Origin of the sequence: Clostridium uliginosum, from assembly GCF_900112485.1 — a bacterium.
In the GTDB taxonomy this organism is placed as follows: Bacteria; Bacillota; Clostridia; order Clostridiales; family Clostridiaceae; genus Clostridium; species Clostridium uliginosum.
Genome location: NZ_FOMG01000014.1, coordinates 72,642 through 94,293, shown reverse-complemented (window position 1 = coordinate 94,293; position 21,652 = coordinate 72,642). Strand labels below are relative to the sequence as shown.

The 21,652-nt window shown below is 29.4% G+C and carries 16 protein-coding genes; all 16 read right to left on the bottom strand.

Translation table 11 applies throughout. From position 1 onward, the window contains the following. Positions 1-506: sulfide/dihydroorotate dehydrogenase-like FAD/NAD-binding protein (locus BM027_RS10485; RefSeq protein WP_139209543.1), on the bottom strand; the 506-nt coding region annotated here is incomplete at its 3' end. Positions 507-815: 309 nt separating this feature from the next. Further along, positions 816-1,286, bottom strand: coding sequence for an SsrA-binding protein SmpB (gene smpB / locus BM027_RS10480; RefSeq protein ID WP_090091575.1), 471 nt, complete (start codon positions 1,284-1,286; stop codon positions 816-818). A 276-nt stretch (positions 1,287-1,562) separates the two neighbouring features. Beyond that, positions 1,563-3,755: a ribonuclease R gene (gene rnr, locus BM027_RS10475; RefSeq protein WP_090091574.1), complete on the bottom strand. Its 2,193-nt coding sequence runs from the start codon at positions 3,753-3,755 to the stop codon at positions 1,563-1,565. 607 nt (positions 3,756-4,362) lie between these two features. After that, positions 4,363-6,390: a sodium-translocating pyrophosphatase gene (locus BM027_RS10470; RefSeq protein WP_090091573.1), complete on the bottom strand. Its 2,028-nt coding sequence runs from the start codon at positions 6,388-6,390 to the stop codon at positions 4,363-4,365. 243 nt (positions 6,391-6,633) lie between these two features. Further along, entirely contained in the window at positions 6,634-6,867 is a 234-nt protein-coding gene (gene secG / locus BM027_RS10465) for a preprotein translocase subunit SecG (protein ID WP_090091572.1), read from the bottom strand. Between the two features lie 380 nt (positions 6,868-7,247). Beyond that, positions 7,248-8,543 (bottom strand): phosphopyruvate hydratase, encoded by a 1,296-nt coding sequence (eno, locus tag BM027_RS10460; RefSeq protein ID WP_090091571.1) that lies wholly within the window; start codon positions 8,541-8,543, stop codon positions 7,248-7,250. A 240-nt stretch (positions 8,544-8,783) separates the two neighbouring features. Further along, positions 8,784-9,368 carry a protein kinase gene (locus tag BM027_RS10455; RefSeq protein ID WP_090091570.1) on the bottom strand — a complete coding sequence of 195 codons (585 nt, stop codon included), beginning with the start codon at positions 9,366-9,368 and terminating at the stop codon, positions 8,784-8,786. Between the two features lie 416 nt (positions 9,369-9,784). Further along, a complete protein-coding gene (gpmI, locus tag BM027_RS10450; protein ID WP_090091569.1) occupies positions 9,785-11,323 on the bottom strand; it encodes a 2,3-bisphosphoglycerate-independent phosphoglycerate mutase in 1,539 nt (512 codons plus the stop codon). A gap of 473 nt (positions 11,324-11,796) precedes the next feature. Further along, positions 11,797-12,543, bottom strand: a complete 747-nt coding sequence (tpiA, locus tag BM027_RS10445; protein WP_090091568.1) for a triose-phosphate isomerase — start codon at positions 12,541-12,543, stop codon at positions 11,797-11,799. Between the two features lie 127 nt (positions 12,544-12,670). Beyond that, positions 12,671-13,846, bottom strand: coding sequence for a phosphoglycerate kinase (locus BM027_RS10440; protein ID WP_090091567.1), 1,176 nt, complete (start codon positions 13,844-13,846; stop codon positions 12,671-12,673). Between the two features lie 277 nt (positions 13,847-14,123). Then, complete coding sequence (gene gap / locus BM027_RS10435; protein ID WP_090091565.1) at positions 14,124-15,140, bottom strand: type I glyceraldehyde-3-phosphate dehydrogenase; 1,017 nt, start codon at positions 15,138-15,140, stop codon at positions 14,124-14,126. Between the two features lie 68 nt (positions 15,141-15,208). Then, on the bottom strand, positions 15,209-16,240 hold the full coding sequence (locus BM027_RS10430; RefSeq protein WP_090091563.1) for a sugar-binding transcriptional regulator: 1,032 nt from the start codon (positions 16,238-16,240) through the stop codon (positions 15,209-15,211). 279 nt (positions 16,241-16,519) lie between these two features. Beyond that, entirely contained in the window at positions 16,520-17,902 is a 1,383-nt protein-coding gene (gene rpoN / locus BM027_RS10425; RefSeq protein ID WP_090091560.1) for an RNA polymerase factor sigma-54, read from the bottom strand. A gap of 299 nt (positions 17,903-18,201) precedes the next feature. Next, on the bottom strand, positions 18,202-19,038 hold the full coding sequence (locus BM027_RS10420) for a DegV family protein (protein WP_090091558.1): 837 nt from the start codon (positions 19,036-19,038) through the stop codon (positions 18,202-18,204). A 176-nt stretch (positions 19,039-19,214) separates the two neighbouring features. After that, positions 19,215-19,676 carry a tRNA (cytidine(34)-2'-O)-methyltransferase gene (locus BM027_RS10415; RefSeq protein WP_090091556.1) on the bottom strand — a complete coding sequence of 154 codons (462 nt, stop codon included), beginning with the start codon at positions 19,674-19,676 and terminating at the stop codon, positions 19,215-19,217. Positions 19,677-19,965: 289 nt separating this feature from the next. Further along, the gene (locus BM027_RS10410; protein ID WP_090091554.1) at positions 19,966-21,468 is read right to left on the bottom strand and encodes a VanW family protein; all 1,503 of its coding nucleotides are present in this window, start codon (positions 21,466-21,468) and stop codon (positions 19,966-19,968) included. Positions 21,469-21,652 lie beyond the last annotated feature (184 nt).

Here is a 21,652-nt window from a genome sequence, read left to right as displayed (position 1 = left end):
CCATATGATCCATCATCAGTTGCAACATAAAGATTTCCTGCAACCTTTTTTAATTCTTCTTCATATATTAATAAGTCTTTATTTCTACTTCCTAAAATAACATCAACAGCTATTCCATTTTCATGCATCCATTTAACTTGAGGATAAACTGGTGCAGCTCCAACTCCTCCTGCAACAAATATTAACTTTTTATTCTTTAATTCTTCTAAATCTTCATGAACAAGTTCACTAGGTTGGCCTAACGGTCCAACGAAATCACTTACGCAATCATTAACACTATACTCTGCTAATTCTTTTGTGCTTTTTCCCATTGTTTGGAAAACTATTGTAACTGTTCCTTTTTCTCTATTGTAATCAGCAATAGTTAAAGGAATTCTTTCACCTTTTTCATCATTTTTAATAATAATAAATTGACCAGGTTGAGCTGATTTTGCAACTCTTGGAGCTTCTATTTCCATTAAGTATATATTATTTGTAAGCTCTCTTTTTCCAACTATCTTATACATTTCTGTTCCCCCTATTTAAGAATTTTTTATATGTTATCTATAAATATACACCATTATCATAAAATTTAAAAATCAATTCTGAATTTTTAAATAATTAATAGTATAGTGATAACTAGAGCAAAAAGGGATAAACAGTTACTCAAATTGCCAAAAAATTGTCCAAGAGTCATCTGTAATTTTAAAGCCAAAAAATGTTACACTCGCGATAACTCTCTTAAACAGTAACATTTTTCAGTCTTTAAATTATGAAACTCTAAAGATAATTTTCCTAGTGCAATATTTCGCAAAAGCATATCCCTATTTCTTAGTTTAGTATTTATTTCTTTCTTTTAATTCTCTTTGCATTTCCCTATTATGATCTTTTTCTAACATAGAATCTCTCTTATCATAATTTTTCTTACCCCTACATATTCCAATGGCTACTTTAACTCTTCCATTTTTTAAATAAAGTGCTAATGGAATTAATGTATATCCATCTCGAGCTACAAGTCCTGAAAGCCTAGAAATTTGTTCTTTGTGTAATAATAATTTTCTTTCTCTTAAAGGTTCTACGTTAAATATATTACCTTGCTCATATGGACTAATATGCATATTTACTATAAAAAGTTCACCACTTCTAAAATCTGCATAACATTCTTTAAGATTAGATCTACCATTTCTTATAGATTTAACCTCAGTACCAACTAGTGCAAGACCAGCTTCCATAGTTTCTTCTATAAAATAATCATGCCTTGCTTTTCTATTTTCTGCCAAAGAATTTGAACTCTTTTTTCTTACCATTAAATCACCTACTAACAAATTGTCATCGCTTTTCTTAGGCATACTGACTTGTTATTTTTTTGAATATGCCTTACATAAAATTATAATATAACTATTATCTTTAATCAATTAATATATCTACTTAGGCATCTCCAAATAAATAGCAGATGAATATTCTTATATATTTTTTTGAATGTGCCTTACATACTAATTTTTTAATGTGTTTAAGTTTTTCTAAGCTTCAGACAGAGTGATATATTCCTTATGAGCAAACTCCATATGAAGCTTAAAATTACTTTATTCTAAATCTTCCTTCACTTGTGAATCTTCTTCTTTATTGTTGTTACTTTCATTAACTTCTTCTTCATTTTTAATATCTTCAGTAATATTAAAATAAACTTCTCTGTTATCTATATCTACCTTAACACACTTAACTTTAACTTCCGCTCCAAGCTTATATGTCTTCTTAGTTCTCTCTCCAATTAAGCAAAGATGAGCTTCATCAAATATATAGTAATCATCATCTAAATCTGTAATATGAACTAATCCTTCAATTGTATTTGGTAATTCTACAAATATTCCAAAAGAAGTAACTGAAGATATTATACCATCAAATTCTTCTCCTATCCTATCTTGCATATATTCAGCTTTTTTAAGATCATCAACTTCTCTTTCAGCTTCTTGAGCTACTCTTTCTCTTTCTGATGATTGCTTAGCTGCATAATCAACTATTGATATTAATTTTTTAGATCTTCCTTCATCAAGTTCACCATTAAGATGTTCCTTTATTATTCTATGGATTTGTAAGTCAGGATATCTTCTTATAGGTGATGTAAAGTGACAATAATACTCTGCTGCTAATCCAAAGTGACCTGTACACTCTGGTGCATATCTAGCTTGCATCATAGAACGTAGTAATAATGTACTTACAACAGTTTCTTCTTTTTGTCCTTTAACTTTTTCTAAAACTTCTTGAAGAGTTCTTGGACGCACTTCTTCTCTCCATTGTATTGTATAGCCTAAGTTATATATAAACTCTTTAAATTTAGCTAGCTTCTCTTCATCTGGATTTTCATGAATTCTATATACAAAAGGTAACTTAGTCCAGAACATATGCTCAGCAACTGTTTCATTGCAAACCAACATAAATTCTTCTATAACCCTATTAGCTATTTCACGGTCATAAGGCTTAATATCTATTGGTTTACCCATTTCATCTAAAATTATTTTTGATTCCTCTATTTCAAAATCAATAGCTCCTCTTTTGGTTCTCTTATTTCTTAAGATACTGCAAAGCTCTTCCATTAATTTAAAGTCTTCATAAAGGTAGTCATACCTCTTTATTAATTCTTCATCATGGTCTCTTAAAATTTTAGTAACATCAGTATAAGTCATTCTCTCATTAGTTTTAATAACTGATTCTAAGATTTCATGATCTATAACCTTTCCTTTATGGTCGATAATCATAAAACAACTTAGCGCTAATCTATCAACTTGAGGATTTAAAGAACATATTCCATTTGATAATTGTCTAGGTAACATTGGAATAACTCTATCTATTAAATAAACTGAAGTTGCTCTCTTTAATGCTTCCTTATCTAATGGATTATTTTCTGTAACATAATGAGTTACATCTGCAATATGAACCCCTAATTTAAAGTTACCATCCTCTAATTTTTCTATAGATACAGCATCATCTAAATCTTTAGCATCTTCTCCATCTATAGTTACCATTTTAATATTTCTTAAATCGGTTCTTCTTTTATATTCTTTTTCATCAATTGTTTCTGGAATTTGATCTGCAAACTTTAAAACCTTGTGTGTAAATTCTTCAGGTAATCCATATTTTCTAATTATAGTTAAGATGTCTATTCCTTTATCACCTTTTCTACCTAATACCTCAGTTACAATACCTTCTGGGCTTCTTTTTTGTTCTGGCCATTTTGTTATTTCAACCATAACAACGTCACCATCTTTAGCTTCATTTCTATCTTTTTTAGAAATAAATATATCTTGTGTAATTCTAGTATCTTCTGAAACTACAAATCCAAAATTCTTACTATCTTGATATATTCCTATTACTTTAGCTGTATTTCTTTCAAGAACTTTTACTACTTCGCCTTCTCTTTTTTTAGTAGTTGTATCTTCTCTTGTTATTTGTACTTGTATTTTATCGCCATTTATAGCTCCATTCATACATGAGCTTGGAATAAATACATCCTTTTCTCCTTCTACCTCTGGAATTAAAAAACCAAATCCTTTTGCATGAGCTTGAAGTTTACCTGTAATTAATGCCCTTTTTTCAGGTATCATATATTTATTTTTATTATTTCTTACAATCAATTCTTCACGTTCCATACTTTTTAATGTTTTCTTAAAAGCACCATATTCATCATATTTTATATCAAAAACAATAACTAATTCTTCAATAGTCATTGGTGTATAAGCTGGTTCTTTCATAAAACTTATTAATGTTTCTTTTATCTTCATAACATTTCCTCCTGTTATATAATCTAATAGTAAATTTTTCTATTGTACTAACTATATACTAACATAATAATGCTTTCTAATATAGATTTTATATAATTATATATGTCAATACTATGCCTAGTGTTAATATCTATAGTATTGACATATATAATTTAATTTATTTAAGACATTTTAAATTCATTTTTTATTAAATATTTTTTTAAATGTTGATATTATAATATAAGAGCAAACTGGCATTGGAATTAGCTTTGTAGAACTCTTAAGTGAGATTCAAAAAGTGAATGCCCAAAAGTGAAAGTCCAAATTTTATATTTTGTTCCTCAAACTTTCTCTGTGAGCATTTTATATTTTATTCCTCGAACTTACTCAACAAATGTATATGCGTCGAGTTTCCTATATAAATTTCACTGTCCATGAGCTTTATATTACACTATCAACACGGTTTTAAAGTAGAAACTAAAAAATAAAAAAGACTGAAAAATACTCGCTTTTATTAACTGAAACCAGTTGGTAAAAGCAAATACTTTTGCAGTCTTATTTAGGTATCTTTAGCCCATTATTTTCTTGTTTCTTATGCGTATTAAAAAAATAGTATACTAGTCTATTTTTATTTAATAAATAAGTTAATTAAAACTCCCCCATATTTTGCAATCAAAGGTGCAAATACTACAGAGACTATTGTCATAAGTTTTATTAAAATATTCATTGAAGGACCTGAAGTATCCTTAAATGGATCTCCTACAGTATCTCCTACAACTCCTGCTTTATGTGCATAACTACCTTTTCCGCCATTAACACCTGTCTCAATATATTTTTTAGCATTATCCCAAGCACCACCTGCATTTGACATCATAATTGCAAGCATTACTCCTGTAACTACTCCTCCACCAATTAATCCTGCCAAAGCTTCAGTACCTAATAATATTCCAACTAATAAAGGTACTGCTATAGCTAATATTCCTGGAAGAATCATTTCTTTCAACGCTGCATTTGTTGATATCTCAACACATTTTGAGTAATCTGGTTTTTGAGTTCCTTTTAATATACCAGCATTTTCTTTAAATTGTCTTCTAACCTCTTCAACCATTTGAGTAGCAGCCTTTCCTACTGATTGCATTGTTAATGCTGCAAAAAGGAACGGTAACATTCCTCCAATTAATACTCCTACTAAAGTTAAAGGATCAAGTAAATTTATAGTTTTTAAGCCTACAGCTTGTGAGTATGATGCAAACAGTGCTAAAGCTGTAAGTGCTGCTGAACCTATAGCAAATCCTTTACCAATAGCTGCTGTTGTATTTCCAACTGAATCTAGTTTATCAGTTATTTCTCTAACACTTTCATCTAAGTCACACATTTCAGCTATTCCACCAGCATTATCTGCTATTGGTCCATATGCATCAACTGCAACAGTTATAGCTGTTGTCGATAACATTCCAACTGCTGACAATGCTATTCCATATAACCCTAACGCAGTATCTTGAGCTCCTCCTATAGCAAAATATGATACTATTATTCCTACAGCTATTAATAAAACAGGTATAACTGTAGATTTCATTCCTACAGATAATCCTGCAATTATATTAGTTGCTGGACCTGTTTTAGATTCATTAGCAATAAATTTAACTGAAGCATAATCTGCTGAAGTATAATATTCTGTAACCTTACCAATTATTAATCCTACAACTAATCCAGATATTACAGGTAAGAATATTCTATAATCTCCAAGTAAAACATTACAGACTATAGAACCTATTATTAATACCAGTACTCCTGAAATTGTACTTCCTAAATTTAAAGCCTTCTGTGGGTTGTCCCCTTTATATGCTTTGACAAATATAATTCCTATTAATGACGCTATAATTCCTACTGAAGATAAAATTAAAGGAAATATTACAATTTCTTTTCCCCATGTTCCCATTAATACTGAACCTAATGTAATTGCAGAAATGATAGATCCTACATAAGATTCAAATAAATCTGCTCCCATACCAGCAACATCTCCAACATTATCTCCAACATTATCCGCTATAACTGCTGGATTTCGTGGATCATCTTCTGGTATTCCAGCTTCAACTTTTCCAACTAAGTCTGCTCCAACATCAGCAGCTTTAGTATAAATTCCACCGCCAACTCTTGCAAACAATGCAATTGAAGAAGCTCCAAGACCAAATCCTGTTATATATTCTGCATTTAAATCAAATATAACTGAAAAAAATCCTAATCCTATTATCCCTAATCCAACTACACATAACCCCATAACTGTACCACCAGAAAAAGCTACTGCTAACGCTTCTTTTATCCCATGTTTTGCAGCTTCTGCTGTCCTTACATTAGCTTTTACAGCTATTCTCATACCAATATAACCTGATGTTATAGAAAATACTGCACCAACTATAAACGCTATTGCTGTTTGTATATTTAAGAATAATATTATAGCTAAGGCAACTGCTATTATAAACACTATTAAATAAGAATATTCTTTTTTTAAAAATGCCATCGCACCTTCTTCAATATACCCAGAAATTTCAGCCATTCTCTCATTGCCTGTATTCTTCTTTAGTATATCCTTAATCAGAAAAACAACTACAATAAGAGCAATAAACCCACTTACCATTGAAACATATAATAAATTCATACCTCTCACCCCTTTTATTTTTTGTTGGATTTTAGTATAAAGATTAGGCATATGAACAAAAATAGAAAGTTAACTGTGCCTATATTAAAACTGTTGAATTTAATCTACTATTTATCCTTATTTTAAATTTCAAGATTTTATTACAATAATATTTTTTGAATGTGTCTTATGTCCTTTTTATTTAATTATATAAATATTTATGGCAATAAAAAAAGCTACTTATAATTAAGCAGCTCAGATTTTTTACTTTATAAAATGTAATATTGTTGTATTAATTGCAAATAATCCTGTAAAAATCCATGTTATCCTTACAAGCATTACTTCCTTAGTTCTTGATTTATTTTTTGAAAAGAATGTATCTTTTGATCCACCTTGTATCAATCCACTTAAAGCATCAGCTTTACTAGGTTGCATAAAAATTGTTACAATAATTGCCAATCCTAATATTACTTCTAAACCCATTAATATATTTTGCATAGGTAAACACCTCCTATAAATAACGTATAACTTAGATGATATCACAATTTTAACCCCATTACAACTTTTCATTAGTAAAAAGATTATATCTGAGCTTAATCTTCAACTCTATTATATCAGATAACTCTAAAACATAATAGAAAAATATTACATAAATTATAATACTAGGGTATTGTAAAACAAATAAATATAACTGTCTCAAACTAGAAATTATCTTCTATTTTGAGACAGCTTATTTATTTAATATATATACCTAAAATTTAGACTTTACAAGTAAACTTAAAAATTTCTGATATTATATAATTATTCTGTTAAATAGTTATGTATCCTATTATTATTTTTAGGTCTGTTTTAAAACGTGTTGATATTAAAACCAAGCCTTATTTTTTAATATTAAAAAATGTTTTTTTGCCTCTATATTCGGCTACATCTTCTAATTCTTCTTCAATTCTTAAAAGTTGATTATATTTTGCAACTCTTTCAGATCTTGCAGGTGCTCCTGTCTTTATTTGACCAGCATTAACAGCTACAACTAAATCCGCAATTGTTGTATCCTCTGTTTCACCAGATCTATGAGATATAACAGCTGTGTATCCAGCCCTATTAGCCATTTCTATAGCATTTAAAGTTTCTGTTAAAGTACCAATTTGATTTAATTTAATAAGAATTGAGTTACCTACACCCATATCAATTCCTCTCTCTAATCTCTCAGTATTAGTAACAAATAAATCATCACCAACTAGTTGCACTTTCTTTCCTAATCTTTCAGTCATTAACTTCCAACCTGCCCAATCTTCTTCTGCCATACCGTCTTCGATTGATATTATTGGATACTTATTTACCCAATCTTCAAAAAAATCAACCATTTCTGCAGATGTTAATGTCTTTCCTTCATTTTCTAATACATACTTGCCATCTTTATAATATTCTGATGAAGCTGCATCAATTGCAATAAACATATCTTCCCCTGCTTTGTATCCAGCTGTTGTGATTGCTTCAATGATAACATCAATTGCTTCTGCATTTGACTTTAAGTTTGGAGCAAATCCACCTTCATCACCAATTCCTGTTGAATATCCCTTCTCATTAAGAATTTTCTTTAATGTATGATAAACTTCAGCACACATTCTTAATGCTTCTGTAAAGCAACATGCTCCAACTGGCATAACCATAAATTCTTGTAAATCTACTGAATTATCTGCATGAGATCCCCCATTTATTATATTCATCATAGGAACTGGTAATACTTTAGCATTTACGCCACCAACATATCTATATAAAGGCATTTGTAATGAATTTGCAGCTGCATTTGCAACAGCTAATGACACTCCTAAGATTGCATTTGCACCTAATTTACCTTTGTTCTTAGTCCCATCTAATTCAATAAGCATTGTATCTATATATGTTTGATCAAATACATTGCATCCTATTAATTCTTCAGCAATTGTTTCATTTACATTTTGTACTGCCTTTAAAACTCCTTTACCTAAATAATTATTCTTATCTTCATCTCTTAATTCCACTGCTTCATACATTCCAGTTGAAGCTCCTGATGGTACTGCAGCTCTTCCTATGCTACCATCTTCCAAATATACTTCTACCTCTACTGTTGGAAAACATCTAGAGTCTAATATTTGTCTTGCAACAACATCTACAATTTCTAAGTAATCTTTCATTTAATACCCTCCTTATTTTATATAAAAGATAAAACGAAAAGAATTTTTCATTTACTTTAATATTATTAGTAAAGTGTATTTTTAATATTCATGAAATAATTATTTTTTCACTATTTCTTAATATAAAAAATATACAAAATGATAACCTTTCGTCAACATTCACTTAAAGCATACCTAAGCATAAAAAAATCTGCCTCAAATGATATTTAAATCATTTGAGACAGCCCTATTATCAATTGTTCATTGTTCATTGTTAAAATATCTTTCAAATTTTATATTCCATTCATTTGCCTTATGTTTGTCTATTTCACTAATACCTTCAAGAAACTCTTCTAATACTCCAATTCGTTTTAACCCTTTCATCAAATGTCTTGGATAGTTTACTTTTCTAGAATATGCTTTCTTAGGATCTATTATCATAAGCTTTTCATTTTCAGAAATAAATATATCCTTGCATCTAGTATCTAATTTAGTGAATTTAAGTTTTTTAAACTCTAATAACAAATCATATATGTTTCTTATTAATGTCTCACTTAATCCATGTTGTTTTATATAATCATCTAATCTTTCTCCATCTACCATATCTCTAACTACATATAGTTTTCCTCTTTTATACAATCTAGGAAAATATTTCGATCCATTTGTTCTATGAAGTATACCTCCTTCATCATTGCATACTTTTTTAGTTAAAAATATCTTAATAGCTTTATTGTTTGGTAACTCATAAACTATTCCATTGTTTCCTTGGCCAAGGTACTTTCCGTTTCTAAATAATTTTTCTGTCTTTTCATCAAAGTCAGCAGAATAATCAAAATTTTTCTTCATTTCATCAATCCTAAACCTTTTTTATAAATATATTACTTTAGGTTTGAATTTATGCAGTACTCAATAATTACTCTATCAAATTTTACAATTTTTCTTTATTGAAAATTTATTTTCAGTTAGCATTAAACAAAAAAGGATTTAGTCAAAAGTACTAATTACTTTTGATTCGGCATATGAAAAAAAAAATAACAAGTCAGTATACTAGTCTGTTTTACGTCATACTATGTCAGCAAAATCAATTAATAGCCAGTTATTAGCTAACCTTACCTACTTGTATGATATAAAATATACGTCGTATCTTTGACTTGTTATTTTCTTTCATATGCCTTAAGTCCTCTAAAATGTTGAATCTATATTTACTTTATCATTTATTTTTAAAGTATAGTACATCTTAGGCATTGTACATTTTTCTGGAATTACTTATTTACTACTAAATTTTCTCCAGTCATTTCAGTTGGAACTTCAAGTCCTAATTGATTTAACATTGTTGGAGCTATATCTGCAAGCTTTCCTTCTTTTAATGTTTTACCTTCTGTATGATTTGATACCCAAACAAATGGTACTGGTTCTGTAGTGTGAGCTGTAAATGGATTTCCTGTTGAGAAATCTATCATAATTTCAGCATTACCATGGTCAGCAGTAATAAATACTGATCCATCTTTTTCTAATACTTTATCTACAACCTTACCTAAACATTTATCAACTGTTTCAATTGCTTTAACAGCAGCTGGAACTATTCCAGTATGACCAACCATATCAGGGTTAGCAAAATTTAAGATTACCATATCATATTTATCTGAATCTAATCTCTTTATTAACTCATCTGTTACTTCATATGCACTCATTTCTGGTTTTAAATCATATGTTGCAACTTTTGGTGAAGGAATTAATGCTCTATCTTCACCTTCATTTTCCTTTTCAACTCCACCGTTAAAGAAAAATGTAACATGAGCATATTTTTCAGTTTCAGCTATTCTTAATTGATTTAATCCCTTACTACTTACATATTCTCCAAGAGTATTAGTTAATGTTTGAGGCTTATAAGCAACTTCAACACCTTCTAAAGTTTTATCATATTGAGTCATTGTTGTAAAAGTAAGATTTAAAGTTTCTCTCTTAAATCCATCAAATTTCTTATCATTAATAGCTCTAGTAATTTCTCTAGCTCTATCTGGTCTAAAGTTAAAGAATATAACTGAATCTCCACTCTTTATTGTGCTAACTGGAGCTCCATTTTCAGTAACTATTGTTGGTAATACAAATTCATCAGTCTTATTATCATGATAAGATCTTTCAATAGCTTCTACTGCACTATTAGCAATTTCACCCTTACCTAATACTAATGCATTATATGCAAGTTCAACTCTTTCCCATCTATTATCTCTATCCATAGCATAATATCTACCACTTACAGTAGCAATCTTACCTATGCCTACTTCAGCCATAATCTTTTCAGTTTGTTCTATAAATTCTTTACCTGATGAAGGTGGTACATCTCTTCCATCCATGAATGCATGAACATATACATTTTGAACTCCTTCTTTTTTAGCAAATTCTAAAAGTCCTTTTAAATGTTGTATATGTGAATGAACTCCACCATCTGATAATAATCCCATTAAATGTAATGCTGTATTATTATTTTTAGCATTATGTATTGCTTTTTTTAGTGCTTCATTTTCAAAAAAGTCTCCATCTGCAATAGCTTTAGTTATTCTTGTTAATTCTTGATATACTATTCTACCAGCACCAATATTTAAATGGCCAACTTCTGAGTTACCCATTTGTCCCTCTGGTAATCCAACTTCCATTCCACTAGCTTGTAGCTTTGTAGTAGGATATTTTTCTTGTAATCTATCAAAATTTGGCTTATTTGCTAAGCTCACAGCATTTCCTTCTGATTTTGGTGCAATACCAAAGCCATCTAATATCATTAACATAACAGGTTTCTTTGACATGTTCCTATCCCTCCAAATATCTTATTTAATCTCTTTAAATACTACTATTATCTTTTATTCTCTACATTTTTAACCATTTTAATTATATTATTTTTTTACACTTATTGCAACTTATAAAGTAAAGCTTATTCAAAAAAATAACAAATCAGTATGCTAGTCTATTTAATACATATACAAATAAATAACTAATCAGTATTCTTGTCTTTTTTGTACTATATTGCATCAGCAAATGTAGCTAATAACAGCAGTATTAACTGTATTTACTTCTTTGTCTAGTTCAAAAAATCCTAAGAATCTTTGACTATTTGTTTATTTTACAATTCCTAAAATCTAAATTAATATCATAAAGATTTTATTTACACTCATTTCATGAATAATCCAGACTTATAAATATTCTATTACAATTTTTAGTATCAAAAAAAAGACTATGAACGATAAGTTCATAGTCTTAAGAATTACATTTTGAATATGTCTTAGTAATTAACTATTGCAGAGAAGTCAGCAGCTACTAAACTAGCTCCACCAACTAATGCTCCGTCTATATCAGACATAGCCATTTGATCTTTAATTGTGTTAGGTTTAACTGAACCACCGTATTGAATTCTTACTTTATCAGCAATTTCTTTTCCATACATTTCAGTAACCATTGCTCTAATTGCAGCTATTGTTTCATTAGCTTGTTCTTTAGTAGCAGTTTTACCAGTTCCAATTGCCCAAATTGGTTCATAAGCAATAACAACTTTTTCTGCTTGTTCATTTGTTAATCCAGCTATATCAACTTTAATTTGAGCTTCAAGTACTTTATTAGTTGTTCCATTTTCTCTTTGTTCTAAAGATTCTCCACAACAAAGTATTGGAGTCATATTATGTGCAAAAGTAGCTTTAACTTTCTTGTTACAAGCTTCATCAGTTTCATTGAAGTATTCTCTTCTTTCACTGTGACCAATAACAACATAATCAATTCCCATAGCTTCTAACATTCTTGGAGCAACTTCTCCTGTGAAAGCTCCTTTTTCTTCAAAGTGCATGTTTTGTGCACCAACTTTAATGTTTGATCCAGCTACTGCTTTTTTAACAGCATCTAAACATACAAAAGTAGGACATATAACTACATCACATGTAGCATCCTTAACTAATGGTTTTAATTCTTCTACCATTTTAACTGATTCTTCAATAGTATTGTGCATTTTCCAATTTCCTGCAATAATTGCTTTTCTCATCCTCTTCACCTCATATTAAAATTTATATATTATTTATTTTAACTACATATTTATAAGTATTAGACATATGAAAGAAAATAATAGACAAGCATCCTCAGTCTATTATTTTTTCAATTGTGCCTTATAATTAGTCGTTTAGTGCAGCTATACCAGGTAATACTTTACCTTCTAAGAATTCAAGTGATGCTCCACCACCAGTTGAGATATGAGTCATCTTATCTCCGAATCCTAAGATATTAACAGCAGCAGCTGAGTCTCCTCCACCGATAACTGTTGTAGCATCTGCATCAGCCATAGCTTTAGCAACTGCAATTGTTCCCTTATTGAAGTTATCGAATTCGAATACTCCCATAGGTCCGTTCCATATAACAGTCTTAGCATCCTTTATAGCATTTGCATAAAGAACGTCTGTCTTAGGTCCAATATCTAATCCCATACTTCCTGCTGGAATGTTTTGATCTTCTGTAACTACAGCTTCAACATCTTTAAATTCTGCTGCTACTCTATGATCTACTGGTAATAAGAAGTTAACTCCCTTTGCCTTAGCTTTTTCAATCATTTCTTTAGCATATTCTACTCTGTCAGCTTCAACTAATGAAGTTCCAACTTCGTATCCTTGAGCTTTTAAGAATGTATAAGCCATTCCACCACCAATGATTAATGTATCAACTTTATCTAATAAATTATTGATAACAGCAATTTTATCTGAAACCTTAGCTCCACCTAAAATAGCAACAAATGGTCTTACTGGAGTGTTTACTGCTTCTCCTAAGAACTTTAATTCTTTTTGAATTAAGTATCCACATACAGCTGTATCAAGGTAATCAGTTACTCCAACTGTTGAACAGTGAGCTCTATGAGCTGTACCAAATGCATCATTAACAAATACATCAGCTAATGAAGCTAATTCTTTTGAGAATTCAGGTACATTCTTAGTTTCTTCTTTTCTACATCTTGTATTTTCTAGTAATACAACATCTCCATCTTTCATTGAAGCAACTGCTTTTTTAGCGTTTTCTCCAACAACTTCTTCATCTCTTGCAAAAACAACTTCTTTACCTAACAATTCGCTTAATCTCTTAGCAACTGGTGCTAATGATTTTGAAGCATCTTTTCCTAAATGTGAACAAAGGATAACCTTTGCATTCTTTTCAATTAAATATTTAATTGTTGGAAGAGCTCCATTTAATCTGTTTTCATCAGTTATAACTCCATCTTTTAATGGAACATTAAAATCACATCTAACTAAAACTTTTTTTCCTTTTACTTCAATATCTTCTATTGTTTTTTTATTAAAATTCATTCTTTTCACCTCTAAATATTAAATTTTTCAACATTTTAAAATAGTCTGGCCTTATAGCCTTATACTACAAAACCAGACTTATTTATAATTTTAATTGCTTTAAGCACATGAAAGAAAATAATAGACCAAAGATGCATAGTATATTTGGTATCAGACAAGGAGGGAAGTTCAGTTAATAGCGAGCTATTAGCTGAACTTGCCGACACAGTATGACGCAAAATAGACATACATACTGGTCTATTATTTTTTTTGAATGTGCCTTCACTAAAAGCTCAAATTACTTTAAGAATTTAGAGAAGTATTTGATTGTTCTAACCATTTGGCTAGTGTATGAATTTTCGTTATCATACCATGAAACAACTTGAACTTGGTATAAGTCTTCTGCAATTTTAGCTACCATAGTTTGAGTTGAATCGAATAATGAACCATACTTGATTCCAACGATATCAGAAGATACTAATTCTTCTTCAGTGTATCCAAATGATTCATTAGATTGAGCCTTCATAGCAGCATTTACGCCTTCAACTGTAAGATCTTTTCCTTTAACTACAGCAACTAAGATTGTAGTTGAACCAGTTGGAACTGGAACTCTTTGTGCAGAACCGATTAACTTACCGTTTAATTCTGGGATAACTAATCCGATAGCTTTAGCAGCACCAGTTGAGTTAGGAACGATATTTACAGCAGCAGCTCTTGCTCTTCTGAAATCTCCCTTTCTGTGTGGTCCGTCTAATACCATTTGGTCTCCAGTGTAAGCATGGATAGTTGACATAATACCAGATTGAATTGGTGCTAAGTCATTAAGTGCTTTAGCCATTGGAGCTAAACAGTTAGTTGTACAAGAAGCTGCAGATATTATGTTATCTTCAGCAGTTATAACGTCTTGGTTAACGTTGAATACAACTGTTGGAAGGTCGTTACCAGCTGGAGCTGATATAACAACTTTCTTAGCACCTGCATCGATATGAGCTTGAGATTTAGCCTTTGATACATAGAATCCAGTACATTCAAGTACTACATCTACACCAACTTTTCCCCAAGGAAGTTTTGAAGCATCAGCTTCAGCATAAATTTTAATTTCTTTTCCATTAACAACGATAGCATCTTCTTTAACTTCTACAGCTACTTCGTATCTACCTTGTGATGAATCATATTTTAATAAGTGAGCTAACATCTTAGGATCTGTTAAGTCGTTGATTGCAACCACTTCATATCCTTCTGCTCCAAACATTTGTCTAAATGCAAGACGTCCTATACGTCCAAAACCATTAATTGCTACTTTTACATTTGCCATTAAAATTACCTCCTAAAGTAATGTCTTTTTATAAAAATAAATTTTACAAACTAATTTAATAACTGAAATTATTGATTTAGTGTTTCTAATATTTTTTTACTTGTTTCTTCATCGGTAACTAAAATACCATTAACATCATTAAATTCAGTTGCTATAATTGACTCTATTTTATTCTTTCCACCTGCAACTGCAATATGTGTCTTAATTTTTCTCGCTTCATTAATTTTAATTCCAATAGCGGTAGTTTCTGACACTATTTCAGAATTTTTATTAAAATAACAACCAAACGCTTCCCCTACTGCTCCATTTTGAATTAATTCTTCAATCACTTCATCTGAAGCATCTCTTTTTTTTGCCATTTGGACAGCATTACCAATACCATACATTAAAATATCTGCTTTATGTATAGTATCTATTACTGACTTTATTTCTTTTTCTTTAAGTAAAGTATGTACTACATCTAAACTTAAGTTTTCAGAAATATGAAGCATTTTATAACTGCCATTTAACTTTTTTGCTAATAAAGCTGCTAAAGTATTTGCTTGGGTTTCTACATTTTTACCCATTCCACCTCTTGCAGGTACTACTTGAATATTAGATAAATAATTTATTTTAGGAAATTCTTCTACTACTTCTTTTAATGTACTTCCACCAGTTAATGTTATTATAGAGCCATCAACTAATATGTCTTTTACATAATTCGCACAAGCCTTACCTAAATCCTTCAAAATTGAATGATTATTTTCTAAATCTCCTGGAACTATAATTACTTTTTTTAAATTAAGTGATTTTCTTAATTCTTCTTCTACTTCTGAAAGTCCTTTAATTTCATGAATGAAATCTTTTAATTTATCTATTATTTCTTGACCTTCTTTTGTAACTGTCATCCCTGGAGTATTTATTTCAATTAATCCTTGTGAACTCAAAAAGCTTACTTCAGTCCTAATTATTCTCTCACCAGTATTTAATTGACTAGCAAGAACTCTTCTACCTATTGGTTGATTATAATATATAGTTCTGAGTACGTTATATCTTTTTTCTAATGTATCTACAAGCTCAGGAACTATTTTTTTCTGTAACTCTAATATTTCCTGCAACATAAACACTCCTTTGGTCTTTATGCGTCCCATGCAATTACATCATGTCCCACAACTATTATTATAAAACACCTTGTAAGATTTTAAAAGCCTTTAACGAAAATTTTTTTTAATATTTGAAAATTTGTCAAATTATTAATAATATGAAAATTTATTGTTAATTACTTTATTAAACTAGCTTTCAAATATTGTATTCGGATATTTGAACTTACTCAGCGAACAACAGTGAATAGAATTACCCCACTTAATAAGTGGGGTATCTACTAATATACTATATTTATATCATATAATTCTCTTTCTTTTTGAAGATGATTTAATTCCTAATTCTTCTCTGTATTTTGCTACAGTCCTTCTAGAAATATTAATATTATGTTCACATAACATTGATGATATAATTTGATCGGAAAGTGGTTTTTCTTTATCTTCTTGTTCAATAATCTTTTTAATTTCACATTTTATTTTATCTGTAGTCATATCTTCTTCATTATTTAGTGAAACACTACTACTAAATAATTTCTTTATTTTTATTGTACCATAACTAGTAAGTACATATTTGTCCTTAATAGCTCTACTTACGGTAGATTCATGCATCCCTATTATTTCTGCTACTTCTTTTAATGTTAAAGGTTTTATATATTCATAGCCTTTTTCGAAAAAATCTCTTTGCTTATCTAGCAAACATTTCAATACATTATATAAAGTATTCTTCCTTTGTTCTATAGATTTAATTAAAAACATAGCTTTGTCAATCTTCTCTTTAACATATGTAGTTGTTTGAGTATCTGCATCCTTTTTTAAAACCTCTTTATAAGCTTTATTTATCATTAATCTAGGCAGTACACTTTCATTCATTAAAATAAAATATTCATTTTCTACTTTTTTAATTTCAGCATCTGGAATTATATAGCTTACTTCTTCCCCTGTATAAAACCCTCTCGATGGTTTTGGTTCTAGTTTCTTTATTAAATCTCCATACTTTTGAGCTTCTCTTGGTGAAATATTAATTGTTTCACCTACAATTTTATATTTATTATCTGCAATATCCTCTAAATGATTGAAAATAATTTTTTCCATAGTATCATCTAGTATATTTAACTTTGAAGCTTGAATCATAAGACATTCTTTTATATTTCTAGCACCTATTCCATATGGCTCCAAATCTTGTACTACATCTAAAGCTTGTTGAACTTTTTCTTCTGATATATTAAGTTCGTTGCTTATTTCATTAGTTGATATTTCTAAATATCCTTTATGATCCAATGATTCAATGATGTATTTTGATATTGCTACTGTATATGGGTCCATATTAATTTCTATTAATTGTTCTTGTAAATATTCATTTAAAGATTTAGTTTTTTCAATATAATTCCATGGTGAAACATCATTTTCTTTATTCACATAATTATTATCAGTTTCATTTTTATAGTTATTTGATTCCAATTCTTTAATTAATTTTTTATAATCATATTTATCTTGTGAGTTAGTATTATCTGGCATTTTTTCTGATTCATGTATTTCTAATATAGGATTTTCAGAGTATTCATTATCAATATATTCTCTTAAATCATGCATGGACATCTGTAAAAGTTTTATAGACTGTTGCATATTATAAGTTAGTACCAGTTTTTGATCTTGTGTCATTTTCATGCCATAATCTAAATTCATAAACACCCTCTTTTCTTATAACACATAATTATTTTGTATTGCTTTAAAACATAGCCAATTATTTAAACGTATTCATATTTTTAAATGTACTATTTATTTCTAGTTATAACTTTATAAATAGTATACCCTCAATCTTATACTTAACGCAAGTAATCTATTCTTCTTATTTAAATTATGCTAAATATAGAAATTTATTACTTAAGGCATATTAAAAAAACCTATTTTACTTTCCGTATAATTTTATAAAGAAAGTAAAATATGGTTTTTGATTTTAATAAGGTGCATTTTTTCAAAATGCCTTATTTAGTTAAAAAGACTAATCCACAGCAATTTGGACCTGAATGTATACATACACTTGATCCAAGTGGACATTCAATAAAATTAATATCATTATTTTTCATATATTCTATAAGTGCTTTTTTGATTTTAATATTATATACATCTACTAATATCACTGGTACTTCGTCGTCTAAATCAGCAGCTTCTAAATCAGAAATTATCTTTGTAATAGCTTTTTTGCTTCCTCTAACTTTATCTTTTACTGACATTAATCCGTCTTTTATATCAAGTATTAATTTTATTCCAAAAGCATTTCCAAACATCCCAGCAGTTTTTGAAATTCTACCACCTCTAATAAGATACTTTAAAGATTCAAAACAAACTAGAGTTTTTATCTTATACTTAACTTCTTCTAACTTATTTGCTATTTGATTAACATCTTGTCCACTTTCTCTAAGCTTGATAGCCTTTAATAATAACATTCCTAATGCAGGTGCAATATTTTGAGAATCAATAACAACTATATCATTGCTTTCTAATGTATTCTTTGCTATACAAGCTGATTGATATGTTCCACTCATTACAGAAGACATATGAATTGAAAGAATTTTATATCCATCCTCTAAATATTTCTTATATACTTCTATGAATCTACTTGGAATTACCTGTCCTGTAGTTGGTAATATATTGTCTTTTTTTATTTTTTCAAATATTTTATCAGGATTTATTTCAACTCCATCTAAGTAACTTTCTTCTCCAAAATTTATTATTACTGGCAAAACCTCTATATCATATTTTTCATATAATTCCTTTGGCAAATCAGCAGTACTATCTGTGATAATTTTAATTTTTTCCATTTCGCCTCAGTCCTCTTTCTTTAGACATTGTAAAATAAATAACTAGTCAAATATTCTTAGGATTTTTTGAACTATACAAGAAAGTAAACGTAGTTATTACTGCTGTTATTAGCTACATTTGCTGATGCAGTATAGTACAAAAAAACAAGAAAACTGACTAGCTATTTAGATATGCCTTATTTCATGTTTGGAAATCCAATTTGTCTTAATGCTTCATAAGCAACTATTGATACCGTATTTGATAAATTCAAACTTCTTGTACTAGATTTAATCATTGGTATCCTAATTCCTGTATGTGCAGTATGAACTGCATCAGGCACTCCACTAGATTCTCTTCCAAACATTATGAAATCTCCATCTTTAAAATTAACTTCATCATAGTAAGATTTAGCATGAGTACTAGATAAAAAGATTCTTTTATCTCCGTATTTCTTTATAAAATCTTCATAACTTTCATGTATCTCTAAGTCTAAATATTTCCAATAATCTAATCCTGCTCTTCTTACGTGCTTTTCATCTATATCAAATCCTAAAGGCTTTATTAAATGTAATTTACTATCAGTAAGTACACAAGTTCTAGCTATATTACCTGTATTTTGTGGAATTTCTGGTTGATATAGTACTATATTTAAATTCAAAAGCTCACCCTCTTTTATATTACTATTATTATATTATATACCTAAAAAGTATACTATATGGTTCAATTTATGTCTAGTCGTTGAAATATCAATTTAAGTTTGTATAAGGCATATGAAAAAAGAACAAATAAAAGATGCGATGTATACAAGTGGAGCTTCCTTATAACTCAAAATAGACTAGCATACTGACTTATTATTTTGTTGAATATGCCTTATTATTTCTAAATATAAAAAAGGTATTTATTATAAAATACCTTTTTTATGTTAATTTAATAATTATATACTATTGCTATTGTGCTGGTGGCGCCACCGGTGGTTCTGTTGGTGTCACTTGTGGTTCTGTTGGCACTACTGGTGGTTCTGTTGGTGCTACTGGTACTGCTGGTTGAGTTCCTTTTTTAACAGTTACATCAACTGATGAATAATAATCTGTAGAAATAAGTTCTTTATTTGCTTGTACACCATTTTCATAAGTAACTTGATATCCATTAGCTTTATATCCAGTCATACCAGCACCTTCTGATACTTCTTTTCCTTCTGGCAAGCTTGGATCTGGCACAACTTTCACTTGTGGTGGTATAGTTTGAGTTATCTCATTTACCATATCATATGTTTTTCCACCTAAGCCACTAACATCTCCGTATATATTATAATTTATAACTTTATTATAAGTAGTTCCCTCTATATAGATAGGAAAATCATAAGTATTTTTAAATTTATAATCTATATCTCCATAAGAAACTGTTGCATCTAATCCAGGTTGTGCATATCCTACAACCATTGAGTGATTTCGTCTTTCAACAGATCTTATATTAGCATGCATCATAGCCCTATAAAGTGCAGTAGATACTTGACATATGCCTCCACCAATACCTGGTTCTACCTTATTGGCAACATATGTACCCGCTTCTTGATATCCTCTTTCCACAGTTCTAGGTCCAACAACTTCATTAAAACTAAATACTTCTCCTGGCATTAAAACAGTTCCGTTTATTGCTTTTGTTGCTATTTCTATATTAGTGCTTCTTCCTGCTCCTGATGTCCCATAATTTGAAGAAAAAGATCCCATTAATCCATTAACTTTAGATAACTCTGCTTTAGTCACCTTAGGTTGTACAGTTTCTAAATCAACTGATATACCAGAATTATCATTAATATTTCCATTTATAGTTTCTTTTAATTTCTGATCTAATGTCTCTATGTTTATGCTTTTACCTACAACCTCATCTTTAATAGAAAATCCACTACCAGACGCAGATATTGTAGCATTTGTTGGGTTCTGTGTAATCTTATTCTTTAAAGTCTCTTCATATGCTTTTAATTTCTCTTCATCATATGTAAAACCTATATTTATTGGAATTTTGTGGTTAGTTTCATTTTTTATACAAAGATATTTTCTGAAAAGCCCATGTTCTTTTCCAAAAAAATAAGCCTCCTCTACAGCAGCATCTATATCATAAGTTGGTGATATATCTGAATAAATAAGTTCATATTCGTTATCTCCTATTTTTATAGGCAATTTTTTATCACCTATAGAACCTTCAAGTGTTTTTGTTAATTCTTCTTTTGCTTCTTCTTTAGTCATTCCCCCAAGATCTATATCTTCTATAGTTACACCTGAATATATTTTTTGATCCCATTCTTTTACTATCCCTTTGATAGATAAAGAATATCCCATTAGTGAAGCTCCAATAATTACTGCAGCAACTGCCGTCCCCAAAATTATCTTCTTCTTTTTATTATTGTCACTTCTTCTAAGGATGTGCCCCCTTTTTCCTCTACCTTCGTTCACGGCCATTCCCCTTTCAATAAAATGTATGGCTATTTATAATTTAAAAATTTATTAATCCTTGTATAATTAACAATCCTATTATAGCATATTCTAACTTATATATAATAGTAATATTATATATAAATTAGAATGTTTAATACTATATATACTTTAAAAATTATTACAAAATTATCTGAAAAATACA